The following is a 25,509-nucleotide window of genomic DNA, read 5'->3' as shown; positions in this document are numbered from 1 at the left end:
GTCCAGTCTTTCTTTCTCATACATGCAGTTTCAAATGAAAAAATAATTGTACCAAGGTAGCCTGTAACAAGAGGCATGTACAAGTATTTGAAGCGACAAAGCGCTGACAGTCACCCGTACAAACGGCTGACAGTATACCGGACAAAGACCGGACAGGCTTGAAATTGTCTTTTATATTCAATGAGTTAATGCTGTTAGGCGAACATTTGCATGACGTTAAGTTTTGACAGCAAAAAACAGGAAGCCTGTTAAAAAACCGGCTTTGATACTTGAGTAGTAACGCAAAGATTTATGTACAAGCGAAAAGCTGGTACTAAAAAAACATTGACTTTAGTTGGAGAGAAACATATCCCTGTTTAAACAGAAGCGATGTATTCTTCGAGGTTTATTTCACTATTCAACTTCAACCGCTGGCGTAACCGCTGCCTTGTTTTGTGTACGCTATCTATCGAAATGCCCAGCATGGCAGACATTTGTTTGGTTGTTAACTGTAAGCGGATTAGTGCAGCCATACGCTGCTCGGCCACTGTTATTTCTGCAACTGTTTGTTTAAGGGTTTGAAAAAACTGCGGGAAAATCTTTTCAAACAATAATCTGAATTTAATCCAGTCGTCTTCGGTTAATATTGTGTACTGTATTAATTCTGCAATAACGGTGGTTTGTTCTTCTGTAGCCTGGCGACTTGCGATCTGTAATTCAAGTTTTTCGATAAGGTTTGTTTTTTCAATGATATGGCTGGTAAAGCTGTTCATTTGTTCTTTTGCTGAAAGCATCTCCTGCTCCATCATCTTTTTTTCACGCTGCGCTTTTTCAACAGCTATTTTCTGTTTCAGCCATCCCCTGTTAATAATCAAAAGCACAATTAAAAACAAACCGATTATTGCTGCTATTAAAACGTTACGGATAAAAAACTGTTCTTTTTTCTCTTTGTTTATTTTTTGAATATTGTAGCGGCTCACCTCATCATTTAACCTTGCCTTAGAAATTGCAAGGCTGTTAATAACGGCTTCTCTTTCGAGCGAATCATTTAGCTTATTGTACAGCTCGTTGTAATAAAAAGCACTGTCGTAATTATTCAAAGCACGATGCACCTGTGTTAGTGTATAGCAGGTATTTCGTAAATAGATATCATTCGGATGAAAGCGCAAAAGCTTCAAGGCATCTCTCGCTTCATTTAAAGCAACAATTTTATTACCCATTGCCAGGTTAGCTCTTGCAGCCCATTGTGCAGCATTGGCGGCATTATCGTACGCTCCTTTTTGCTTGCTGTTTTTATAATCGTTAACAAACAATGCGTAGGCAGAATCGTATCTGTTTTGTGTAAACATAAGTTTACCAATGTTGCCCAGGAGTATTGCCGTCCATAAAGTATCGTTGTAGCGTTTTGCAAGTGTTAATGCGTTTTGATAATAATAAAAGGCAGAATCGTACTGCTGCTTTTCGTAGTGCGCCACACCAGGTATGTTATATGCCCTGATTTTGTATGTTTTTGTATTTATAAATACATTATCGTCCTGCACTTTTGCCCATCCTGCAATTCCTTTTTCAGCATACCTGATGCACTGGTCGTATTCCTTTACATAAAGGAGTAAATCGGCAAGATCGGTATATACTGTGGGTTCTACTTCGTAGCCAATTTTTTCAAACAGGTCCACTCCGTTTTTTGAATACATTACTGCCCAACTGGTTTCGCCGAGTTTGCGCATTGTTTTTGCAGAATAAAAACTCACCCACCCAATTGTTTTATCATCTTCGGTATGATAAGCTGCATCAAGTGCTGTTACAAAAAGCTTTCGCATTTGATCGGCGATCCTGTTAACATCTCCCGGTTGTTTACTTCGGGTGCTGTCCTGCATAATACACTTATCGTAAAGAAATTTAGCTTTTACCATACAGAAGTGAGCAGTAAAAAAATATCCTTTTGCATTGGCTGATCTTTCTACGGCATCTAAAAAATGAAGTGCTTTTACCGAATCGGTTTCCATTAACTGAAGGCTGAGGCTTCCCATGCTGTTCACTTCCGTAAGCTCTTTTTTGCTTAATTCGTACGCCCATTTAGCAGGGTCGAGACCAAGTTTGTTCTGGGCCGACACCATTACACAGGTTATAATACAAATTATAAGCAGGAGGATGTGATCAATGATTTTTCGTGGGGGCATATAACCAGCTAAAATAAGAAAAGCGGTGAGTAATGGAGATGGAATTATCAACTGATATGCACAGGGGCCTTAAAAGAATACCCGAATCTGATCAACAGAAAATGCCTGTTCAACGGTTTACCTGTTTATTGAAAAAATATTTGCACAGAATAAACTATTATATGGTGACAACAAAAAATCTGAGTGAACACAAACTTCTACCGTGGCCTGTCCGCAGCATGAGCCACTATATTTCGGCAATGTACTTTTCAAGATTTGCACCGGCTTCCAATTGAAATCTTTGCCGTAACCGCTGCCTTGTTTTATGTACACTATCAACAGAAATATCCAGCATTGCTGCCATTTGCCTGCTGGTTAGTTGCAGGCGTGTAAGAGCAGCCATACGCTGTTCGGCCAATGTAATATCTGCAGCCTTTTGTTTCAACTGCTGAAAGAAAGCAGGATAAATCTTTTCAAAGAGTTCTTTAAACTTCAACCAGTCGACTTCTGTTAATATGGTTTGCCTGCTCAACTCGTTCATGAGTAATTGTCTTTCGGCAGATATTCCCTCATCTTTAATTTGCTCTTCCAGTTTGGAAATAAGATTGGTTTTTTCAACAATATTTTCGGTAAACATTTTCAACTGTTCGGTTGCAACGGCAATTTCCTTCTCCATCTGTTTCTTTTCCTCTTCCATCCTTTCCAGTTGGAGCTTTGCCTTAAGGCGTTGACGGCTGATAAATAAAAAACCCAGGATGCCTAACAATACAACAGCTGCAATTAAGATATTTCGCTGAAGCAATTGTGTTTGCTTTTCTTTCTGCAATGATTGAATATGGTACTTGCTTTTTTCATCGTTTGCTCTTGCCCTGGAAACAGCAATACCGCTTACTGCAATTACTTTTTCAAGCGAGTCGTTTAAAGTCGAATAACGTGTATTGTAATAGAACGCACTATCGTACATGCCGACAGCTTTAAACACTTCTGTTGCAGTATAACAGGCGTTTCGGAAATAGTGTGCATCAAAAGTTCTTCTCAATAATGCAAATGCTGCACGTACCTGTTCCAATGCTGCTGCGGTATTACCCATCTGGAGATGTGTGCGTGCTGCCCATTGTAATGAATTAGCTGCATTATCATAAAGTCCTTCTCTTTTACTGATGATGTAATCGTTTTCCAAAAGTGATAGTGCAGTGTCATACTTTTTTTGTTCATAATAAATCTGTCCCATGTTACCGCAGATGATTCCTTTCCAGATATCGTGATGTAATTCATTTGCCAATTGCATGGACTTCTTATGCCATAAAAAAGCAGAATCGTACTTCTGTTGCCGTTGATAAGCAATGGCTGCCGTATTGCTGCTCCACATCATGCGCAAGGTATCCTTTGTATTACCCATGGCTTGCCAGGTGTAAAAGGCTTTTAAACTATGCGCTATACTTTTTTGATACTCTTTTATTCTGTACAAAATTTCTCCTACAACCATGTAATCAACAGGACTATTGCTGATATTCAGTTTCTCATTCAATTCTAACCCATTCATTGTATATGTAACAGCCAATTCAAGTTCTTTCATAACATAGCATCGTTGACCGTAATACAAACTGATCTGTGCAATTAACCTGTCGTTGCCCGACAGATAGGCTTCGTTCATTGCCTTCATATGCAGCGCTAAAATTTCAGGTTTTGCGTCGGCTTTTACTCTGGGCTCTAATTCTACTGTAGCTGGTTGTGTATTGTATAAATAAAGAGAGGTTGCTTTTATTGTAAAAAAAAGTGCCCGGGAAATATGGTTGTTTGTTTGAGATTCCAACTTATTTAAAGTAAGCTGCCAGTTTTCGTTTTTAACAACAGTATTGCAGGTATTGTGTATAATGGTATTAAATTCTTGCGACGGATCGGCAACTGCTTTTTCTATTTGCGCAAGGCTACTTAACACATTTTGCGCCTGTACCATTGCAGCGCAATAAATGCCTAAAAAAAATACAGCAGATATCCGGAGGAGTTGGGTTTTGAAAAACTTCATACGCAAGACCAATATATAAAATAAATAGAATTGACGCATATAATGTGTAACAAGCTATTAAACGCTTACTGCTTTAATTGCTGCAATTAATATTATTTTTTGCAACATGGCAACAGTAATAATTTCTCAGAATGATGATGCAGTTATTAGTTTTGCATTGTGAAATTGTTTACCACAGTTCTTACCATTTACATTTTACTGCTGAGCATGTTTCCATGCCCGGAAGATGTTTTCTCATTGGGTAAAGAAATAAAAACTGCAGCTGTTGCACAAACGCCGGCAGATGATAATTGTGAAGATGACTGTCCGCCGTTTTGTTCCTGTGCCTGTTGTGGTGTGCAGATGATGCGTACCTGCAATTGTGTTCAAATTAAAAGCCCGGTACAGTTTGCAGTTCACCATCCCGTTATACAAACTCTATCTATTTCCGAAATCTACCGCCCTATCTGGCAACCGCCGCAATTGAGTTAAGCCTTCTTATTATTTCTTAACTCAACATTTCAATATAAATTATGCAAAAAGTTTTTTTGCTGTTGTTGTTTGTATGCATCAGCAACAGCAGTATGGCACAACATACCTTATCTATTATAGTAAAAGATAAACAAACAAAAGAGGCGCTATCTGCAGCTACCGTACAGCTTGCACAACGCACTTCGGTAACCGACAGCAGCGGCTTTGTTACATTCAAAAATCTTCAACCCGGAACTTACAAAGCAGAAGTGTCGCATATTGGTTATGCAACACAACAGACCAACATTACTGTTCCGCTTCAAAACAACGAACCGTTTGTTGTATTTCTTGAACCGGAGGAAGAGGAAGAAGAAGAGATCATCATTACCTCCACCCGCAGCACAAGAACATTTCAAAACATACCTACCCGTGTGGAGTTTATTGCAGGTGAAGAACTCGATGAAAAAAGCAATATGAAACCCGGCGACATCCGCATGTTACTTACCGAAAGCACCGGTATTCAAACACAGCAAACATCTGCAACATCTGCCAATGCATCTATCCGCATTCAGGGCCTGGATGGCCGTTATACGCAAATACTCAAAGATGGTTTTCCTTTGTACAATGGTGCAGCAGGTGGTTTGGGTTTATTACAGATTGCACCACTCGATCTTAAACAAGTAGAAGTAATCAAAGGCTCTGCATCTACCTTGTATGGTGGTGGTGCTATTGCAGGATTGGTAAATCTTATTTCAAAAACTCCAACAGCAGAAAGAGATTTTAAAATTCATCTCAACGGTACAACTGCAGGCGGACTTGATGCAAACCTCTTTTATGGCAAACGTTTCAACAAATTTGGTATCACCATTTTTACTTCTCGAAACAGTAATGCAGCATATGATCCTGCAAAAATCAATCTCTCGGCTATTCCAAAATTTCAACGGTACACAGTTAATCCACGGTTGTTTTTTTATCCATCGAACAAAACAAAAATTGTATTGGGGTTAAATGCAGTTGCAGAAGAACGGCTGGGTGGCAATATGGATTATATAAAAACCGAAACTGCCAACAGGTATTATGAAGAAAATAGTTCGCAACGCTATTCAACACAGTTTTCGCTCGATCATGCATTTAACGAAACAAACCATTTTACAATTAAACAAAGTGTAAGTTATTTCAACCGCTCAATAGGATCGCCGGGTTATTATTTTTGGGGGCGTCAGCTAAACAGTTTTACCGAAGCCAATTATGTTCATACCCGCACAACAACAGAATGGATTGCTGGTATTAATTTATGGAACGAAAATTTTAAAGATCTCGGACTAATCAATTTTCCGTCACGCAATTTCAAACAAAACACGATTGGTGTGTTTGTGCAAAACACATTTAAAGCAAAAGAATGGCTGCATATTGAAAGTGGCATCCGTGGCGATCATGTAAATAATTATGGTTTTGCTTTTCTGCCCCGTGTTGCTGTTTTGTTTAAACCATTTGCTTCTTTCAGTTCACGCATTGGTGGTGGATTGGGTTATAAAGCCCCAACCATTTTCACCGAAGAAAGTGAGCGTTTGCAATACCGCCAGGTTTTGGGTATTGACGCATCCAACAAACCTGAAAAAAGCTATGGCTTTAATGCAGATGTAAACTATAAAACAAAACTGTTTGATGAAGTAAGTTTCAGCATCAATCAATTATTTTTTTATACCCGTATTGATAAACCTTTGCTGTTACAGAATACCGGTAATGGCTACAAGTTTGTAAACAGCAGCGGGCATATTGATACAAGAGGTATTGAAACCAACATCAAAATCGGGTACGAAGATTTTAAGCTCTTTCTTGGCTATACGTTTACCGATACTGAAATTCATGAAGGCAGTGTAAAGCGTACTAATCCATTAACCGCACGCAACCGTATTAATGCAGTGTTGATGTATGAAATAGAAGAAAAATGGAAAGCCGGACTGGAAGGTTATTATTTCGACAAACAGTTACTCAGCGATGGCAGCACTGGTAAACCTTACTGGATCTGTGGTTTTATGGTTGAACGTTTATGGGAAAAATTTTCGCTGTACATCAACTTCGAAAACTTTCTTGATGCAAGGCAAACACGTTTCGACAGTATTTACACAGGTTCTGTTAACTATCCTGTTTTCCGTGATGTGTATGCACCACTCGATGGATTTGTAATTAACGGCGGTTTAAAACTTAAACTTTGATGTACTTTTAAAAACTGTATAAGTATAGTAAAACAAAGAGCCGCTACGCAACAGCGGCTCTTTTTAATCATCCCTCAATCAAAAGCAACAATCAATGATGCTCGGGAGCAAGTTTTACATCATCCGGACTGCGCCACAATGCACTCAGCAACAGTTCACGCATAAAGAAAAACTCTTTGGGTAAACGATCATATGCTTTTTCAAATAACTCTTCGTGCCCTAACAATTCTTTCTTCCACAACTCACGTTCAACATGCATGATATTATTAAATTCATCTTTGCATAATTCTTCCATACCATTCCAGTCCAGATCACGATAGCGTGGGCGCCAGCCGATAGGACATTCAACAGCACTTGCTTCGCCTTTACTACGTTGTACGATCCATTTGAGTACACGCATGTTTTCACCAAAGCCGGGCCATGCAAATTCTCCTTTCTCATTTTTACGGAACCAGTTAACACCAAAGATGCGTGGTGCATTAGGCAAATCACGACCAAACTGTAACCAATGGTTAAAATAATCGCCGAGGTGATAACCAAGGAACGGTAACATTGCAAACGGATCACGACGTACTTTACCTAGCTCTCCAAACGCAGCAGCTGTCATTTCGCTACCCATCGTTGCTGCGAGGTACACACCAAAGTTCCAGTTGAAAGATTGGTACACCAATGGCACTGCAGAACTTCTTCTGCCACCAAATACAAAGGCAGTAATCGGTACACCTTCTGCATTATCCCAGTCAGAATCAATTACAGGATTTTGATAAGCAGGTGCAGTAAAGCGTGCGTTCGGATGCGCTGCAGGTTTGCCGCTTGCTTTATCGTAAACATTTCCTGTCCAGTCAATCAAACCTTCCGGAGCTTCTTTGCTCATACCCTCCCACCATACATCGCCATCGGGTGTAATACCTACGTTGGTAAAAATGGTATTGGCACGGATGCTGTCCATTGCATTGGGGTTTGTTTTCCGGTTTGTGCCGGGTGCAACACCAAAATAACCTGCTTCGGGATTGATGGCGTAAAGTCGTCCATCTTCTCCTTTGTGTATCCACGCAATATCATCACCAACAGTAGTTACTTTCCATCCGTTTAAACCTTGTGGAGGAATCATCATTGCAAAGTTGGTTTTACCACATGCGCTTGGGAAAGCGGCAGCGATATAACTTTTTTCTTTTTCAGGCGATTCAACACCAAGTATAAGCATGTGCTCTGCAAGCCATCCTTCATCACGACCCATAACACTGGCAATTCGTAATGCAAAACACTTTTTACCCAGCAATGCATTGCCACCATAGCCGCTGCCGTAAGAAATAATCAATCGTTCTTCGGGAAAATGTGTAATGTATTTTTCGTGCGGGTTACAAGGCCATTTAACATCCGGTTGTCCTTCTTGTAAAGGTGCACCTAAAGTATGTACGCATTTTACAAACGAATCGTCAATGAACGGCATTACCTGGTCGCCCATACGGGTCATAATACGCATGTTAATTACAACATATTCGCTATCGGTAATCTGCACGCCATAACGTGATAGGGATGAACCAACAGGTCCCATGCAAAAAGGAATTACATACATGGTTCTTCCTTTCATACTTCCTTTGGTTAAGCCTTCGAGCAACGCTTTCATTTGATTTGGATCCATCCAGTTGTTGGTAGGACCGGCATCTTCTTTTCTGCGGCTGCAGATATAAGTACGATCTTCCACACGGGCAACATCGCTGGGATCGCTGAAGCAAGCATAACTGTTGGGTCGTTTTTCTTCGTTGAGCTTAATAAATGTACCCTTATCAACCAGTTGCTGGCAAAGTGCATCGTACTCTTCCTGCGAACCGCTGCACCAATGTATTTTTTCGGGTTGAAAATGATCCTGCATTTTAAGGACCCACTCTTTAAACTCGGTTTTGTCGGGGGCAATCATCTTAATTTAGTTTTAGTTAAACAAACTTAATATCCTGTAATTCGTTCGCAAGTAAAGACTAAACTGTTTTTTAGTGAATGATGAATATAAGTGTGCTGCCCAATCTGTGTCAGTTATTCCTTTAAACACTAATTATGTGTATTAAGTCATATTTGTAATAAACAGATAATTTTTTGTTGCCTGCTTAAATGGTATTACCTTTTTGTCTTAAACCTAACACATGGCAGGATGGATTACTTCGCTTTGGTGGAAGTTGAAAGGATGGAAAGTTACCGGCACATTTAGGAATGACATACCAAAGATGGTATTGGCAGTTGGGCCGCACACCAGCGCATGGGATATTGTGGTTGGAATAGCAGCACGCTATATTATCCCGATTAAACATGCCTATTTTCTTGGTAAAAAAGAGTTATTCGATGGAGCTTTTGGCTGGTTCTTTCGTGCAATTGGCGGTACACCTGTCGATCGTTCTTCATCGCATGGGTTAGTAAAGCAAGTGGCCGATAAATTTAACGAGCATGCTGTGTTTCGCATTGCCATGAGCCCAGAAGGAACAAGAAAGAAAGTAGATAAACTACGCACCGGTTTTTATTATATAGCCAAAGAAGCAAATGTACCAATACAGTTAGTTGGGTTTGATTTTACAAAACGGGAAGTAATTATGGGGCCGTTAATTTATCCATCGGCCGATGAAGCAAATGATTTTAAACAGATCCTTACTTTTTTTGCAGGGGTAGAAGGCAAGCACAAAGAAATGGGCATGCAACATATGCTGCATTAAAAGTGCCATGCCGTATTAACTACAGCACAGCACTTGCTAAATCAACAATTAAAAACTTTGATCGTCGGCACTTGGGCCATAACTGCCCGGTATAGGAATATTATTCAACCGCAGGTAAACGCCTAGCTGTGCACGGTGATGTGTTGTTTGCGCAAACGCATGACGAATGGCTTCATACTTTGTTAAGTCGGCCAGTAAGGTTTCGCCCATACACATTTTCCAGTGTTTGTTTACAAGTGTATCATCATCTGTTTTCTCCATTAAGGTTCTTCCTTTGTTGTACGATGTTTCGAGCAGGTTCAGCAATTCTTTGTTATTGCTTACTGCAGCAGGTGTGTAAGGTTGTGCTGCAAAGTCGAGCACTTCGTGTTCAAGAATATGTTCGGGCCAGCCGGGTATTTCTGCAATATGTATGGCAAGGCTTTTCATACTCATACTCTTTTCATGTGGTTTCCAGTCGAACTTATCGTTTGGAACCAGTGCAAGCATTTTACGTGTTGTAGCAATTTCCTGCTCCATTTCTTTAAGGAGCATTTGTGTAAGATTCATAGCTGATTGTTTTTAGAATTCAAAAAAACAACCGCCCACTGACAACCCTATGGCAGTGTACTTTTTGCCAGTAAAAAAATTAATAATTAACCGGCAGCTGCTTCATGTAATCGTTAATATCGATATGATCGTTCTTTGAAAAAGCCATTCCTGTGTCTTTCACTTTTAATATCCGTGAAACACGAAAATCACGGTAATCGTTACGCATATGGCACCATGCGGCCAAATGCCAGTTGTAAGCATAAAAAATAAGACCGATGGGTTCTACTTCCCTTTTGCTTACCTCATTGTTGTTATTCTTGTAATCAAGAAGGAGTTTTGTTTTAGATGAAATTGCTGTTTGCAAAACAGAAAGATGTTCAAAATCGGTATAGCCGGGATGAGATGTTTGAAACTTTGTTTGTTGCTGTAGCCGTTCCAGTTTTTCTTTTTGTGAATGACGCATAACTGCCTTTACTTTATCCAATGCAGCATTGTAGTTTATAAGAATAGATTTATCGGCAAAACGTTCAACTACTGTTTGCATTAACAACAACGCATTGGCTTCTTCATTGGTAAAACTTACCGGCGGTAGAAAAAAACCTTCCACTAAAAAATAACCACGATGTTGCTCAAAGCTTACAGGTATGCCCTGCTCAGCAATAGCTTTCATATCTCTGTAAACCGTACGGACACTGATGTTGTACTTAGCTGCAATTTTTTCTGCAGTAACAAATTTCTTCGATTGTAAAGTGGTGATGATACCCAGCAGTCGGTCAACACGGTTCATAAAAAATAGATTGAACCAAATGTAACAATTCCTGCTTCAAGTTAAATGCATTCAATTTTATACTAACTTCCTGTATCCTTCAACCAAAACTTAACAGCATGAGAATTTTTTCAGCAGTAATGCTATCGCTTTTTTGTGTGCAGGTTCTTGCACAAACAAAACCCATCGTTAATCCCAAAGCCGAACTCTGGAAAAAAGAAGTGATCAAAGCAATTGATAGCCGTGCAAAAGATGCGCAGGTAATGGTTGATATGGTGTTCAGCTTTTCCGAACTTGGTTTTCATGAAACAGAAACAGCAGCCTACCTCACAAAAATTCTGGAAGAAAATGGTTTTACCATTCAACGTGGTATTGCAGGTATGCCTACTGCATGGACAGCGAGCTGGGGAAATGGCAAACCGTTTATTGCATTGGGCAGTGATGTAGATTGTATACCCAAAGCTTCGCAGAAACCAGGTGTTGCTTTTAAATCGCCCATTGTAGAAGATGCACCTGGACATGGCGAAGGGCATAATTCCGGTTTGCCTTTGCTTATTCTTTCCGCTATAGAAGTAAAGAAAATTATGGAGCGTGAAAAATTACCGGGCACGTTGATGCTATGGCCGGGAGTTGCCGAAGAATTGGTGGGTAGTAAAGCATGGTACATACGTGATGGCTATTTTAAAAATGTTGATGCCTGCATTTTTACACACGTTGGAAATAATTTAGGCGTAAGCTGGGGCGATGCAGGTAATAACGGACTGGTGTCTGTTGAATTTATGTTTGAAGGAAGCGCTGCACATGCAGCAGGTGCACCATGGCGTGCAAAGAGTGCATTAGATGCTGTGGAGTTAATGAACATCGGCTGGAATTATAAACGGGAACATTTAAAGCCCACTCAACGTTCGCACTATGTTGTTACCGATGGAGGCGATCAGCCAAACGTTGTACCGTCGAAAGCTGCAGTATGGTATTACTTTCGTGAACGTACATACGAAGATATTAAAGCCATGTATGATGATGGTATACGCATTGCCAACGGTGCAGCAATGATGACGAATACAACTGTTAAACATCGTTTGCTTGGTACAGCATGGCCCGGTCATTTTAACAAAGCCATTGCCGAAGCTATGTATAAAAACATTCAAACTGTTGGCTTACCAACATGGAGCACCGACGACCAGGCACTTGCAAGAGCTGTACAGAAAATGAGTGGCGCACCAAAGAAAGATTTCCGTGGCAACCCTATTGACGGCTTAGCTGTTAAACTTGATACATTGTACGGACCGGTTCAGTTTTCGATGGGTGGCGGCAGCGATGATATTGCAGATATTGCATGGAATGTACCAACAGTTGTATTACGGTTTCCAAGTAATATACCCGGCACACCCGGTCATAGTTGGGTAGATGGTATTGCCATGGCTACGCCCATAGCACACAAAGGTGTGGTTGCAGGAAGTAAAACGGTTGCTGCTACTTTAATTGATATGCTTACCAATCCAAAGATCATTGCCGATGCGTGGACCTATCATAACAACGTACAAACAAAAGATGTGAAGTATAAATCGTTTGTAGATGCAGATACAAGGCCTGCTGTGTTTTTAAATACAGAGATCATGCAACTGTTTCGGCCAAAGCTGAAAGCATTTTACTACGATCCCTCGAAATACAACAGTTACCTGGAACAGTTAGGTATTACCTACCCAACTTTAGAAGAGAAAAAATAAAGAAGCGGGTTTATTTCAATTCTTCAAACATGCCGGTTTGTTTGTTTTTACGCACATTGTCGGCATGAAAGTAGCGCCCGTTCATAGCAACATAAACTCCGTGCGGTAAGGTTTGTGCAAATGCAATGGCGCTTCCAAGGTTAAAAAGGCCATCGCTGCTACCAAATTTAATAGGAATCATTGCACCTGTAAGTACAATGGTTTTGTTGCTGATCTTTTGGGCAATAATGCTTGCTGTTTCGCTCATGGTATCGGTACCATGTGTAATTACAATACGATCTTCATCGGCATTGGCACACTGGTGCACAATAAGCCCACGGTCGTGATCGGTCATTTCAAGGCTGTCGATCATCATTAATGTACGAATTTCAACAGGCACACGGCACCTGCCCATATCAAGCAGGTCGTGCATATGTGTATCGTTGAAATATAGCTTACCGGTTATTTCGTTATACTCTTTATCGAACGTGCCTCCGGTAATAAAAATGCGGATTGCCATGGAATGCTTTTTTACAGATTTACTGCAAAGAAAAACAATCCAGCGATATTACCGAAAAGGCAATGCCGATTAAATTACCAGGCCCGAAGAGTTGATGTAATTCACCAACGCAGCACTGTTCTTTAAGTTCAGCTTCTTGAGAATATTGTGTCTGTGTACCTCAACCGTTTTTAAAGAAATGCTCAGCTCTGCAGAAATCTCTTTCGACGAAAGACCTTGTTTAATGTATTTGATTACATCCAGTTCACGTGCTGATAGCGTATTAGCACCCGAACTTTCTTCTTCAAAAATCTGTTCGCTCAAAATTGTTTTTACTTCTGCACAGATGTAACGTTTGCCTTCGCTTACCGCAACAATAGCATCAAACATTTCCTGCTGAGGCGAGTTTTTGGTTACATAACCCATTGCTCCAAGCTTGAGAAGCTTTTTAACATATGCCGGTTGTGAGTGCATGGATACACCGATAATTTTTGTTGTGGGCGAAAATTTGCGAATCTGCTCCGTAGCTTCCATACCGTTTATAGGTGCCATATTAATATCGAGCATAGCAATTTTTGGGCGGAGTTTTTGCGCCAAAAGAATTGCTTCTTCCCCGTTACTGCACTGGGCAACAACCGAGAATCGTGGATCACTGTTTAAAATAAAGGTCCATGTTTCTCTGATCAGCTTATGATCATCTGCAATTAAGACAGTAATCTTTTCCATGATAGTGTAGTTTTTTTTAGTTTTTAGTTATTGGAATAAGCACGGATAATTTGCACCCTTGCCCTGGATTTGTAATTATTTCTGTGGTTCCTTCGTGTAATTCTGCACGGCTTTTAATGTTCACAATGCCTTGCCCTTTTTTAATGTTCTGCAAATCGAAGCCATTACCGTCATCTTCAACATAGAGTAACACTTGATTACTCGAGATAGTAAGCTTTACCAATACATGTGTTGCTTCTGCATGTCGTACAATATTGTTCAGTGTTTCCTGAATAATGCGATAGATCGTTAGCTGCACCGTGTTATTGGTTATTTCTTCTACTTCGTCAGATGAAATTAACTCAACATCAAACGTTCCTAACAGTCTGAAACTATCAATCAAATCGTTTATTGATGCAATAAGTCCAAGATCTTTCAAACTATGCGGAACAAGGGATCTGGAAAGATTTCTCACCTCCCCTATAATCGAATTAATGTGGTTAGTACTGCGATCGATAAGAACTTCCTGGTTTTCCTGGTTATTCTTCAGCATTTCGAGGTAGAGCTTTGTTGTAGTAAGTAACTGTCCGATATTATCGTGCAGCTCTTTACCAATTTCTGCACGTTCTTTTTCCTGTGCAAATACTGCAGCCTGTGCAATCTGGTTTTGCCGGCTACGTTCCTTTTCAATTATTTCTTTTTCAAGGTTTTTTTGTCGTGTTATATCCTGCATTGCACCTACTACACGAATTGGCTTGCCCTCGTTATCGTATATAAGATAACACTTATCTGACACATTTGAAAACGAACCGTCCTTTTTTTGAAACCTGTACTCACATTCCCAGTAAGGGGTGTTGTGTTCTGTTAAAAATCGGCTGAAACTTTCGGTAACATAACGCCTGTCATCGGGGTGAATATTTGCCTCCCAAAAATCTTTGTCTGCATCTGCATCTTCAAAGCCATGGCCAAACAAAACCCTGTAGCCATCGCTCCAGGTAATGCCCTGAGTTTCAAAATCCATATCCCAAATGGCTTCTCTTGTTGCATTTGCAACCAGCATATATCGCTCGTTACTGAGTCGTAATTTTTCGGCAAATAATTTTTGTTCGGTAATATCCTGCATAGCACCAACAAAACGAATGGGCATACCATCCCGGTCGTGAATTTTGAATCCTTTATCGCTAACATAAGCGTAAGAACCATCATTTTTCAGAAAACGGTATTCGCATTCCCATTGGTCACTGATCGATTGGCTCAGAAAGCTATGCAGTTGCCCCTTTACTCTTTCCCTGTCTTCGGGGTGTAATTTCGATTCCCAGAAATCAAGGCTGGTATGTTCGCTATCCGGATCGTAGTCGAAGAGTTGTTTGTAACCACCACTTCTAAGTATAACATTTTTCTTAAGATCAAAATCCCAAATAGCTTCGTTGGTAGCCCGTTTCACATATTGGTATCGTTCGTTACTTACCGCCAGGGCTTCAATCATTTCTTTTTGCGATGTAATATCCCTGTGCGATGCTATTACAATACCTTCATCAATGAGTGGTGTTGCAGTCCATGCAAGCCATTTTGTTTTTCCGTCTTTGGTAACAATTCTGTTCTCAAAATAATCAATACTCTTGCCTTCGCTAAGCTCTAACAGTTTGTTGTAAACTGCGGGCTTGTCAAAATCATGCACATAGCTTAACGGGTGAATAGATTTAGCTTCTTCTGCAGTATATCCGCTAAATTCTACAAAGGCAGGGTTTACACGAATATATCGTCCATCCATTCCTGCAATTGTGAGAATATCTCTGCTGATAAGAAAGAAATTGTTGAGCATAGAGCTGTTCACCTGCTTCGATACTTCGGCTCCAAACAAATTGGCCATTGTATTAATGAGGTTAAGCTCATGCCTGTTATAGCTTTTTAAACTACGACTCATGAGCGCTAAACAGCAAGTCACTTTGTTTTCGTTTACAACAGGAATAATTAAACTTGTTTGCAAACCGCAATTTTGCATTTGTTTAAACCGCTTAAACTCCAAACTCGATTTTGAAAGGTCTTCAATCCAATAAGGTTTAAGTGCACTTATTTGTTCCGGTTCAACATAGTCAAGTATCGGAAAGTCGAACTGTTTTGTAGCAACAAAATATTCTTCCATTGCCTGCTTATCCAGGTTATCTGCATAATCAACCACTTCACTTTTAAGATAAACACCATCGTAACTCGGAAGCCAGAATTCGCACAAATCCCACTTTGTAAATTTCCGCAACTTTTGCAATGCCAATTGCAGATTCTCTTTTAATGGTCTTGGCTGAATTAAGATATCAGAAATTTCAAACCCTAATTCGTTTTCCTGTTGCGTACGATATGTTTCAGTTACATCCGTTATCTGCAATAAGTAACCATTTGTTGTTGCGTATGCTACTTCGTGGCGTGAAATACGTACCAGAATAAGTTCGCCATCTTTGGTACAATGTTCAACTACTGTATTATTAGCATAAATATCGCTTAGCTCTTCGCAGGTAACTTCCTGTGTAAATAAATTGCGGATGTTGATGTTCTTAAATTCTTCTGCTGTGTAACCATAACGGTCTAAAGCTTTCTTGTTTACATCCAGTATTTGTTGGTGATCCTGGCTAATAACCAGTAACGGTAACGAGAGATTATTAAAAAATGCTTTGTAGCGTTCCTCACTCAGCTTTACTGCTTCTTCCGATTGCTTTCTTATTGAAATATCATTCAGGTTGATGAGCATAGCACGAATATGCGGATTGCCAAAAAGGTTTTTGCCTTTTGTTTCTGCCCATAACCATGCGCCATCTTTTTTTCTGAATCGAAGATCGACCGATTTGTTTTTGCCAGGGTTAAGAAGCTCTGCTTCAAAAATGGCTAACGCAGAAGGAATATCATCCGGATGCAGCATTTCAAATCCGCTTTTACCGAGCAACTCTTCATCGTTATAACCCAATACCTGCTCTATATTAGGCGAGCAATACAGTATTTCATTTTCCCTGTTTACAAGAATAAACACATCCACACTATTGCTTAGCATGTGTGCAAGCATTTCTTTTTTACCATCTGTTGCAGAATGTACAACTGCAAACTCATTTGTTTTTTCTATGTGGCCGGAAAAATCGAAGCCAATACATTGTATCTGCTGTTCATTATCGGAATTAATACATGTAAACTCCCATTTTGTATAAATGAAACCACTAAGCGGAATGAATTTGCGCAATACAATCGGAAATGTTTTGCCCGGATGTTGTGTACAGTTTTCGATTACAGCAGAACAATCTGCATGATCTGCCGGATGAATAGTTTCGAAAGCATGTATTGTTGAAATAAGCCCTTGACTCAACTGAAATTTTTCTGCAAAGCAAGAATTAACAGCAGCATAATAACCATCCAGCCCAATCAGTACATAATATAACTGACGGCTTTCTTGAAAAATGGCGGGTATTTGGGCGATTCTGTTCATTAATATTGGATAGTTCAAAATTAAACTAAAACACCTATCGGTATTGTAGTACAAAATCCTATTAAGCTGCGGTAACACTTACGGTTTTTCAATAATCTGTATTTCCGTAATTAAACAGCCTGTTGCTAAATAACTGGAAAAAAACGAAACGGATAAAAGTATTTTATTGCTAACGATTGTTTAAGTGTATGATTAACATTAAATAAATCCATTCATCCAAACTTTTGCGCCCGTTTGTTCATTTAAACTACCTTAACGGCTAATAAACTAAATCACAGCATGAGAAAAAAGGTCCTCTTTGCCTGGCTGTTGTTGCTTACAATAACAACCAGGGCACAGGAAACATTTCCTGTAAACGGCGTAGCCGAACCTAAAGCAAGTTGCTACGCATTTACCAACGCAACAATTGTAAAGGATGCAGCTACCAGCATCAGTAACGCCACCATGATTGTTCGTGATGGAAAGATCACAGCAGTTGGTGCAGCATTAACTATTCCTGCCGATGCAATGATTATTGATTGTAAAGGCAAATTCATTTATCCTTCGTTTATTGATCTGTATGCGGAGTACGGCATGCCTGTTGCACAACGTACACAGGGTGGATTTAACTTTAATGCTCCTGCACAAATTACCTCAAATCAAAAAGGCGCATATGGCTGGAACCAGGCCATTCGTACCGATGTACAGGGCGTACGCATTTTTGCAGGCGATAATGTTAAGGCAAAAGCTTTACGTGAAAGCGGCTTTGGTGCAGCACTTACACACCAGCGTGATGGTATTGCACGTGGTACAGGTGTATTTGTTTCACTCTCCGATTCAAAAGAAAACAAAACTGTACTTAAAGAAAAAGCATCTGCACATTATTCCTTCAACAAAGGAACATCTACACAATCGTATCCCGGTTCTATCATGGGCAGTATTTCATTGTTGCGTCAAACATATCTCGATGCACAATGGTATAAAAACAATCCGGCAGCAGAGGGTGTAAATCTTTCGCTGCGCTTCTGGAACGAACAGCAAACACTTCCGCAGATTTTTGAAGCAAATGATAAATGGGCTGTTGTTCGTGCCGATAAAATAGGCGATGAATTTGGTGTGCAATATATTATGAAAGCAGGTGGTAACGAATACCAACGTGTAGCAGAAATGGCTGGTACAAAAGCAACATTCATTCTGCCATTAAACTATCCGGCTGCAATGGATATTGAAGATCCGCTTGATGCACGTTTTGTTTCGCTTACCGATATGAAACATTGGGAAATGGCACCGGCAAATGCAGCGATGTTTGAAAAAGCAGGTATCAGTTTTGTGCTTACTACTTCCGACCTGCGTGATGCCCGCCAGTTTCTTACCAATCTTCGCAAAGCAATTGAATATGGTTTAAGCGAAAGCAAAGCATTGGAAGCGTTAACAAAAACTCCTGCAACAGTATTAGGTATGTATGATGTTGTGGGTAGCTTAGAAGCAGGTAAAATTGCCAACTTCCTTATTACTTCAGGTCCTGTTTTCGCCGAAAAAACAACCATCTATCAAAACTGGGTACAAGGTGAAAAGTACAGTGTAAAGGATGAGTTGTGGAATGATGTAAAAGGCATTTACAACTTAACGATTAACACACCCGGTGGCACAAAAACATTTGTACTCGATGTAAAGAACAGTACAACTGCAAGTGTTATCGGAAAAGATACGCTTACCGGTCGCTTTACATTTGATGGTAAGCAGGTTCGCCTCAACTTTCCCGAAGCAAAAGGCAGCCGTAATAATATTCGCTTAAGTGGTATTGCAAACGATAATTTATGGAGTGGTGTTGGTGATGATGTAAATGGTGGTCGCTTTACATGGACTGCGGTTTACAGTAAAGAAACAACCGTTAAGCCCGACAGTACCCGCAGCAAACCTCCGGTTAAAATCGGTGCAGTAACATATCCTTTCAATGGTTATGGTTATACCGAAATGCCGAAACAGGAAACCATCTTAATTAAAAATGCAACAGTTTGGACCAATGAAAAAGAGGGTGTTTTGCAAAACACCGATGTGTTGATCAAAAATGGCAAGATAGCTGCTGTTGGTAAAAACTTAAGCGATGCAGGTGCGAAAGTAATTGATGGTACAGGCAAACATGTTACTGCAGGTATTATTGATGAACATTCGCATATTGCTGCTGCTTCTATTAACGAAGGCGGACAAAGTGTAACATCGGAAGTGCGTATTACCGATAACCTCAATCCGGAGGACATTAATATCTACCGTCAATTAAGCGGTGGTGTTACATCATCGCACATCTTACATGGTTCTGCAAATACCATTGGCGGACAAACACAGTTGATCAAACTCCGTTGGGGTGCCAATGATGAAGGTTTGAAATTCCAGAACTGGCCAGGCTATATCAAATTTGCATTGGGCGAAAACGTTAAGCGCTCTTCATCGCAACAAAACAATCGCTTCCCCGATTCACGTATGGGTGTAAGCCAGGTATTGATTGATGCGTTTACCCGTGCAAGAGATTACGAAGCAAGCTGGAAGAAATATGATGAAGAGAAAAAGAAAAATCCAAAAGCAACAGCTCCCCGTCGTGATCTTGAGTTAGATGCATTGGTTGAAATTCTCAACAAAAAACGTTTTATCACTTGTCACTCTTATGTACAAAGTGAGATCACAGACATTCTCCGTGTTGCAGATAAATTCGGATTTACCTTAAACACCTTCACACATATTCTCGAAGGTTATAAAGTAGCCGATAAAATGAAAGCACACGGTGCTAATGCTTCTACTTTCAGCGACTGGTGGAATTACAAAATGGAAGTGGTAGATGCTATTCCATACAACGCAAGCATTATGCAGCAAGTAGGTATTAATGTTGCCATCAATTCTGATGATGCTGAAATGGCACGCCATCTTAATCATGAAGCTGCAAAGAGCGTAAAATATGGCGGCATGAGCGAAGAAGATGCGCTGAAAATGGTTACACTCAATCCTGCAAAAATGCTGCGTGTTGATGACAGAGTCGGCAGCATTAAAGTTGGTAAAGATGCAGACATTGTTTTGTGGAGCGATCATCCGCTGAGCATTTATGCAAAAGCAGAAAAAACAATTGTTGATGGTATTGTTTATTACGATCGTGAAAAAGATAAGCAACTGCGTTTGGATATTGCAAAAGAACGTGCCCGTTTAATGGCAAAAATGATTGGTGAAAAACGTATGGGCATGCCAACAGTTCCATTTGCACCAAGTATGGAAATTATGCATACCTGTTCCGATCACAACCACAGTCATGGTTTACTGGTAGTAGATGCCGATGAACTTAATCAAAACAGCAACCAATAAAACTTACTGCAATGAAGAAAATAATTCTAAGCATACAACTTTTACTGGTAAGCGTTCTTGCAATGGCGCAGGAAACAGTTTACCCGGCAAAAGCACAAACCGAAACAATTACCATTACCAATGCTACAATTCATGTGGGTAATGGTACAGTAATCAGCAACGGATTTATCACATTCGAAAACGGAAAGATCAAAGCAATTGGTCAAACTGCTCCTGCCGGTACAGGCAAAGTAATTGACGCCAAAGGCAAGCATGTGTATCCCGGTTTAATTCTTTCAACTTCACAACTTGGTTTAGTTGAAGTAAACAGCGTACGTGCAACCATCGATCATACAGAGTTGGGCTTGTACAATCCAAACATCCGTTCTATTGTTGCTTATAATACCGATTCAAAAGTGATCGGCACATTGCGCAGCAACGGTATCCTGTTTGCCAACATTATACCTCAGGGTGGCACCATCAGTGGTTCATCTACAGTTGTGCAACTCGATGCATGGAACTGGGAAGATGCCATTTACAAAGCCGATGGACAAATGCACATGAACATGCCTTCGTTATTACCTCGCCCAACACGCTTCGGTGGTTTTGGCGGTGGTGCCGATACAAGAAGCAGTGCAGACAGAGTGAAAGAAGCGTTAGCAGAAGTAGAAAGTATTAAAGCATTTTTTCGTGAAGCAAAAGCTTATTTCAAAGAAACATCGCACAGTAAAACAAACCTCAAATACGAAGCAACAAAAGCGTTGTTTGAGAAAAAACAAAAACTGTTTGTTCATTGCGATGTGGTGAAAGAAATGCTCATTGCAATTGACTTTGCAAAAGAGTTTGGTTTTGATGTAGTAATTGTGGGCGGTAGTGAAAGCTGGCAAATTGCAGATCTGCTGAAACAAAATAACATTGCGGTTATTCTTGCACAACGTCATGCATTGCCTACCATGACAGATGACGATGTGGATCTTCCTTACAAATCGGCTACTTATTTACAGGTTGCAGGTGTGTTGTATGCTATTAATGATGAAGATGGCCAAACAAGAGGACGTAATCTTTCTTTCAACGCAGGTACTGCCGCTGCTTATGGTATTACAAAAGAACAAGCACTTACTGCAATTACGTTGAATGCTGCAAAGATCCTTGGCATTGATAATATTACAGGCTCACTCGAAGTAGGTAAAGACGCAAATATTGTTATTTCTGAAGGCGATATTCTCGATATGAAGACGAGCATTATCACTGCAGTGTTTATTCAGGGCCGCCAACCAAGCCTCGACGATAAACACAAACAACTCAATGAACGTTATAAGTATAAGTATGGAATAAAATAATAATGCCAGCTTATTCAAATAAAAAAGGTTGCCGGAAATCGGCAACCTTTTTTATTACGTACTTAAACGGTATAAAAAACGTTTATATCTTCACATTACCGAAACCTGAATTCACCATGAAAAAACTTTTGCCGTTTTTGTTATTAATGGCACTATGCGGCTCCTGCAGAAAACCGCAAGATACTCCACCTCTCCAAAGTATTCTTACAGATGGAGTGTGGCGCATCTCTCTCTACAAACAAAACAACAGCAACAATACTTTTCTTTATACAGGATGGCAGTTTCGTTTTAATGCAGATAAAACAGTAGATGTAAGTAACGGAACGCAAACCTTTGCAGGCACATGGAACGAAGATCCACGTGCCGATAATTTTGAAATTAAAATAACCAGTACCGAACAGGAACTATCCGATATAAGTCATCTTTGGTTCAATAAGCTGCTTACTTATCGCCAGGTTTTATTTCAAAACAATAAAACAAATCCTACCAAAGAGTTACAGTTCACAAAGCTGTAGCTTAATTAACTTATCAGTTTGGGATAGTCTACAAACCAGAACGTTTTTTTTGCTTTAGCAAATTTGCTCCAGTCATCAGCTTCAACTTTAACAGCAAAAATGCAGCAGGTTGGCATGTTATCAATTTTTGCATTGGTTAACTGGTTAGCAAACTCAGTAATACCATTGTTATGCGAAAAAACAGCAACCGCATCAAGTTTATTATCGAGCAAGAGAATTGTTTCTTCAAAAACAGAAGCTTCCGCTAAATAAAGCTGCGACAGAAACTTTATTTCTTCTTTCTGTTTTCCAAATGCTTTTATAAAGTACTCGCATGTTTGCTTAGCCCTTAGAGCCGGGCTGCTGAAAAATGCATCGATCTGTACATTTCTATCCACAAGTTTTTTCGCCATTACCGGCGCATCCTTAATACCTCTTGCATTTAACGGACGATCAAAATCGTTTTGATCGGGACTATCCCAGCTGCTTTTTGCATGACGTATAAGAAATAACGATTTCATAGGTTGAAAGTAGTTATTCAACTGCAATAAAAAAACCACCTGTTGTAACAGATGGTTCTCTCTTCAGTATTTTTCCGGCTTGATATTCTGATTTTAAAGACGGGTGCGTATTACTCAACAATAATTTTACCAAACTCAAAAAAAGTTGAGATTATTTTAATAACCCCGAACATTTTTTCCATCGAGGTAATTCAACAGTGCTTTGTTACAAACTCTGTTACCTCCCGGCGTTGGATAGTTACCTGTAAAATACCAATCGCCTGTGTTGGTAGGGCAGCTTGCATGCAAATCTTCGATGTTCTGATAAATTACCTGCACAGGAGTTGTAAAACCTGCCGGTGTAATAAGTTGTGCAATTTTATCGCTGATCTCTTCTGTTGTAAAGGGCTTGTATATTCTACGTACAATATTTTCGGTATGCAGTTGATTGTTGCGCTGCAGCTCTTTAATGGTGCTATGTGCTTCTGCAATTACATCGTCCATTCCACGTTCTTTCAGCAATTCAATTGCTGCACGAAACGCAACAAAGTCTCCAAGCTTACTCATATCAATACCGTAACAATCCGGATAACGTATTTGCGGAGCACTTGATACAATAATGATTTTCTTTGGCCCAAGGCGACCCAACATTCGTACAATACTTTCCTTCAATGTTGTTCCTCGTACAATTGAATCATCAATTACTACCAAGGTATCTTCTCCTCTGCGAACAGTACCATACGTAACATCGTAAACGTGTTGCACCATTTCGTTACGGCTGCTGTCTTCTGTAATAAACGTACGCAGCTTCACATCCTTAATCGCAATTTTCTCCTGGCGAATCTTACGGGTAACCATCTCGTTCAACTTCTCTTCATCAAAATCGTTACCCCAGCTCATAATACGTTGTACTTTGATCTGGTTGAGATAGTCTTCCATTCCTTTTACCAAACCAAAGAATGCAACTTCGGCCGTGTTTGGAATGTAAGAGAAAATGGTATTCTTTAAATCGTAGTTGATATTCTCAAGAATACGTTTGCTGAGTTTATAACCAAGTGTAATACGCTCACGATAAATTTTTTCATCGCTGCCACGGCTGAAGTAGATCCGTTCGAACGAGCAGGCTCTTCTTTCTTTCGGTTCAATTACCTGTTCAATATGATAATGGCCATTCGACTCAACAATCAATGCCTGACCAGGCATTAACTCCAGCACTTCGTTTTCGCCAACATTAAATGTTGTACGGATAGCTGCACGTTCACTTGCTGCAACAATTACTTCTTCGTCGATATAATAATATGCCGGACGGATACCGTGTGCATCACGCATTACAAAGCTGGCTCCGTTACCCGTCATACCACCAATGGTATAACCACCATCAAACAAAGGAGTAGCTTTCTTCAGCACATTCAATACCGATGGATTGTTTGGATTGATCTCATCTTCTTTTACAAGAAAATGATGCACCACTTCCATCATCGCTGCTAAATCACTCTGGCGCTGAAACTCACCCGGATCAATATTCACCAATCCGAAAAGTTCATCTGTATTTACAAGATTAAAATTACCTGCAAGTGCAAGGTTACGGGCTGTGTTGGTGTTACGCTTAATAAACGGATGACAAAACTCTACATTGTTTTTACCCTGTGTACCATAACGAAGATGTCCCAACATCAACTCACCTAAAAACGGCAAATGACCTTTCATTAACCCTGCATGCTGCTTAATATCGGGTTGATATTTTTCCAGCTCCTGCACTTCCTGCCCAACTTTAAAAAACAAATCGGCAATTGGTTGCGGCGCACTGCTGCGTAAACGGTGGAGGAAAGGATAACCCGGTTCTACATCCAGCTTTACTGCTGCAATACCGGCACCATCCTGCCCACGGTTGTGCTGCTTTTCCATAAGGAGGTACAGCTTGTTAAGGCCATACAGCACCGAGCCATATTGTTTCTGGTAATGAGAGAAGGGTTTGCGTAAACGAATGAAGGCCAAGCCGCACTCGTGTTTTATTTCGTCGCTCATGATTATTGTATCAGAAATCAACCGCTATTTAACTACGGTTGTGGAAGGCGCAAAGGTAAGAACCTGTTGCTACATTCCTGCATTAATTAAGCACCGTTTCAGGATAAAGACTTTCTGCAAGCCATAAAAACTCTCTTACAAAAACATCAATATTTTTCTGAAACGATTGATCTGTAAGGTTTCCCTGTTCATCAAATTTCTTATCCACACCACCCACAACCAACATATAAGGACTTGCTATACCAAATAAGGCATTAATAAGCAATTGCATTTGTTGTGTTGCACGTATACCGCCCAAAGGGCCGGGACTTGCCGTAACAATTCCAAATGCTTTGTGCGTTTGTTTGGGATAATGGTCGAGCAGGTTTTTCATTGCCGGCGTATAACTGCCATTGTATTCCGGTGTTAACAGAATAAAAGCATTGGCTGCGAACATCCGTTTGCTTAAGGGTTTAAATTGCTCCGGAGTTGCATCTACCGATACAAATACGTCCTGTAAAAGTGGAAGATCCCACTCCCGCACATCAATAATATTTACGGTGTGTGTAGTATTTTTTTCGAGAAGTTGTTTCAGGAATAAGGCTACACGATTGGTAACGCTGTTTTCTCTGGGACTTCCTGTAATAATTTCAATATTCATAATATGGT

General features: G+C 40.1%; 18 protein-coding genes. 6 read left to right on the top strand and 12 right to left on the bottom strand.

The window, feature by feature from the left end; translation table 11 throughout:
* Positions 1 to 356 precede the first annotated feature (356 nt).
* The 3 genes from ESA94_RS11495 to ESA94_RS21435 all read right to left on the bottom strand — a co-directional run bounded on the left by ESA94_RS11495 (position 357) and on the right by ESA94_RS21435 (position 4,523).
* On the bottom strand, positions 357 to 2,096 hold the full coding sequence (locus ESA94_RS11495) for a tetratricopeptide repeat protein (protein ID WP_164972716.1): 1,740 nt from the start codon (positions 2,094 to 2,096) through the stop codon (positions 357 to 359).
* Between the two features lie 289 nt (positions 2,097 to 2,385).
* The gene (locus tag ESA94_RS11490) at positions 2,386 to 4,164 is read right to left on the bottom strand and encodes a tetratricopeptide repeat protein (protein ID WP_129131056.1); all 1,779 of its coding nucleotides are present in this window, start codon (positions 4,162 to 4,164) and stop codon (positions 2,386 to 2,388) included.
* A gap of 188 nt (positions 4,165 to 4,352) precedes the next feature.
* Positions 4,353 to 4,523 carry a hypothetical protein gene (locus ESA94_RS21435; RefSeq protein ID WP_164972715.1) on the bottom strand — a complete coding sequence of 57 codons (171 nt, stop codon included), beginning with the start codon at positions 4,521 to 4,523 and terminating at the stop codon, positions 4,353 to 4,355.
* A gap of 153 nt (positions 4,524 to 4,676) precedes the next feature.
* On the opposite strand from ESA94_RS21435, the gene ESA94_RS11485 reads away from it, so the two are divergent.
* A complete protein-coding gene (locus tag ESA94_RS11485) occupies positions 4,677 to 6,830 on the top strand; it encodes a TonB-dependent receptor (protein ID WP_129131055.1) in 2,154 nt (717 codons plus the stop codon).
* A gap of 91 nt (positions 6,831 to 6,921) precedes the next feature.
* Here ESA94_RS11485 and ESA94_RS11480 read toward each other — a convergent pair whose 3' ends face one another.
* Positions 6,922 to 8,748, bottom strand: a complete 1,827-nt coding sequence (locus ESA94_RS11480) for a phosphoenolpyruvate carboxykinase (GTP) (RefSeq protein WP_129131054.1) — start codon at positions 8,746 to 8,748, stop codon at positions 6,922 to 6,924.
* A 220-nt stretch (positions 8,749 to 8,968) separates the two neighbouring features.
* Between ESA94_RS11480 and ESA94_RS11475 the strand changes: the two genes are divergently transcribed.
* Positions 8,969 to 9,529, top strand: a complete 561-nt coding sequence (locus tag ESA94_RS11475) for a 1-acyl-sn-glycerol-3-phosphate acyltransferase (RefSeq protein ID WP_129131053.1) — start codon at positions 8,969 to 8,971, stop codon at positions 9,527 to 9,529.
* A 48-nt stretch (positions 9,530 to 9,577) separates the two neighbouring features.
* Here ESA94_RS11475 and ESA94_RS11470 read toward each other — a convergent pair whose 3' ends face one another.
* On the bottom strand, positions 9,578 to 10,078 hold the full coding sequence (locus ESA94_RS11470) for a DinB family protein (protein WP_129131052.1): 501 nt from the start codon (positions 10,076 to 10,078) through the stop codon (positions 9,578 to 9,580).
* A 79-nt stretch (positions 10,079 to 10,157) separates the two neighbouring features.
* Positions 10,158 to 10,847, bottom strand: coding sequence for a helix-turn-helix transcriptional regulator (locus tag ESA94_RS11465; protein WP_129131051.1), 690 nt, complete (start codon positions 10,845 to 10,847; stop codon positions 10,158 to 10,160).
* Positions 10,848 to 10,945: 98 nt separating this feature from the next.
* Between ESA94_RS11465 and ESA94_RS11460 the strand changes: the two genes are divergently transcribed.
* Positions 10,946 to 12,553 carry an amidohydrolase gene (locus tag ESA94_RS11460; protein WP_205755967.1) on the top strand — a complete coding sequence of 536 codons (1,608 nt, stop codon included), beginning with the start codon at positions 10,946 to 10,948 and terminating at the stop codon, positions 12,551 to 12,553.
* A gap of 10 nt (positions 12,554 to 12,563) precedes the next feature.
* Here the strand turns inward: ESA94_RS11460 and ESA94_RS11455 are convergent, their stop codons facing one another.
* The 3 genes from ESA94_RS11455 to ESA94_RS11445 all read right to left on the bottom strand — a co-directional run bounded on the left by ESA94_RS11455 (position 12,564) and on the right by ESA94_RS11445 (position 17,199).
* Entirely contained in the window at positions 12,564 to 13,052 is a 489-nt protein-coding gene (locus tag ESA94_RS11455) for an asparaginase domain-containing protein (protein ID WP_129131050.1), read from the bottom strand.
* 69 nt (positions 13,053 to 13,121) lie between these two features.
* Positions 13,122 to 13,757 carry a response regulator gene (locus ESA94_RS11450; RefSeq protein ID WP_129131049.1) on the bottom strand — a complete coding sequence of 212 codons (636 nt, stop codon included), beginning with the start codon at positions 13,755 to 13,757 and terminating at the stop codon, positions 13,122 to 13,124.
* Positions 13,758 to 13,773: 16 nt separating this feature from the next.
* Entirely contained in the window at positions 13,774 to 17,199 is a 3,426-nt protein-coding gene (locus ESA94_RS11445) for a PAS domain S-box protein (protein WP_129131048.1), read from the bottom strand.
* A gap of 279 nt (positions 17,200 to 17,478) precedes the next feature.
* On the opposite strand from ESA94_RS11445, the gene ESA94_RS11440 reads away from it, so the two are divergent.
* From ESA94_RS11440 to ESA94_RS11430, 3 genes are all read left to right on the top strand, one after another.
* Positions 17,479 to 20,523 carry an amidohydrolase family protein gene (locus ESA94_RS11440; RefSeq protein WP_129131047.1) on the top strand — a complete coding sequence of 1,015 codons (3,045 nt, stop codon included), beginning with the start codon at positions 17,479 to 17,481 and terminating at the stop codon, positions 20,521 to 20,523.
* An 11-nt stretch (positions 20,524 to 20,534) separates the two neighbouring features.
* Positions 20,535 to 21,842, top strand: coding sequence for an amidohydrolase family protein (locus ESA94_RS11435; protein WP_129131046.1), 1,308 nt, complete (start codon positions 20,535 to 20,537; stop codon positions 21,840 to 21,842).
* Positions 21,843 to 21,958: 116 nt separating this feature from the next.
* Entirely contained in the window at positions 21,959 to 22,357 is a 399-nt protein-coding gene (locus ESA94_RS11430) for a hypothetical protein (protein ID WP_129131045.1), read from the top strand.
* A 5-nt stretch (positions 22,358 to 22,362) separates the two neighbouring features.
* Here ESA94_RS11430 and ESA94_RS11425 read toward each other — a convergent pair whose 3' ends face one another.
* The 3 genes from ESA94_RS11425 to ESA94_RS11415 all read right to left on the bottom strand — a co-directional run bounded on the left by ESA94_RS11425 (position 22,363) and on the right by ESA94_RS11415 (position 25,501).
* Positions 22,363 to 22,857, bottom strand: coding sequence for a SixA phosphatase family protein (locus ESA94_RS11425; RefSeq protein WP_129131044.1), 495 nt, complete (start codon positions 22,855 to 22,857; stop codon positions 22,363 to 22,365).
* 156 nt (positions 22,858 to 23,013) lie between these two features.
* Complete coding sequence (locus ESA94_RS11420) at positions 23,014 to 24,861, bottom strand: amidophosphoribosyltransferase (RefSeq protein WP_129131043.1); 1,848 nt, start codon at positions 24,859 to 24,861, stop codon at positions 23,014 to 23,016.
* Positions 24,862 to 24,943: 82 nt separating this feature from the next.
* Positions 24,944 to 25,501, bottom strand: coding sequence for an NADPH-dependent FMN reductase (locus ESA94_RS11415; protein WP_129131042.1), 558 nt, complete (start codon positions 25,499 to 25,501; stop codon positions 24,944 to 24,946).
* Between the last annotated feature and the right edge of the window lie 8 nt (positions 25,502 to 25,509).

This window comes from Lacibacter luteus (genome assembly GCF_004118265.1).
Classification (GTDB): Bacteria; Bacteroidota; Bacteroidia; order Chitinophagales; family Chitinophagaceae; genus Lacibacter; species Lacibacter luteus.
This window is presented reverse-complemented; position numbering and strand designations above follow the sequence as displayed.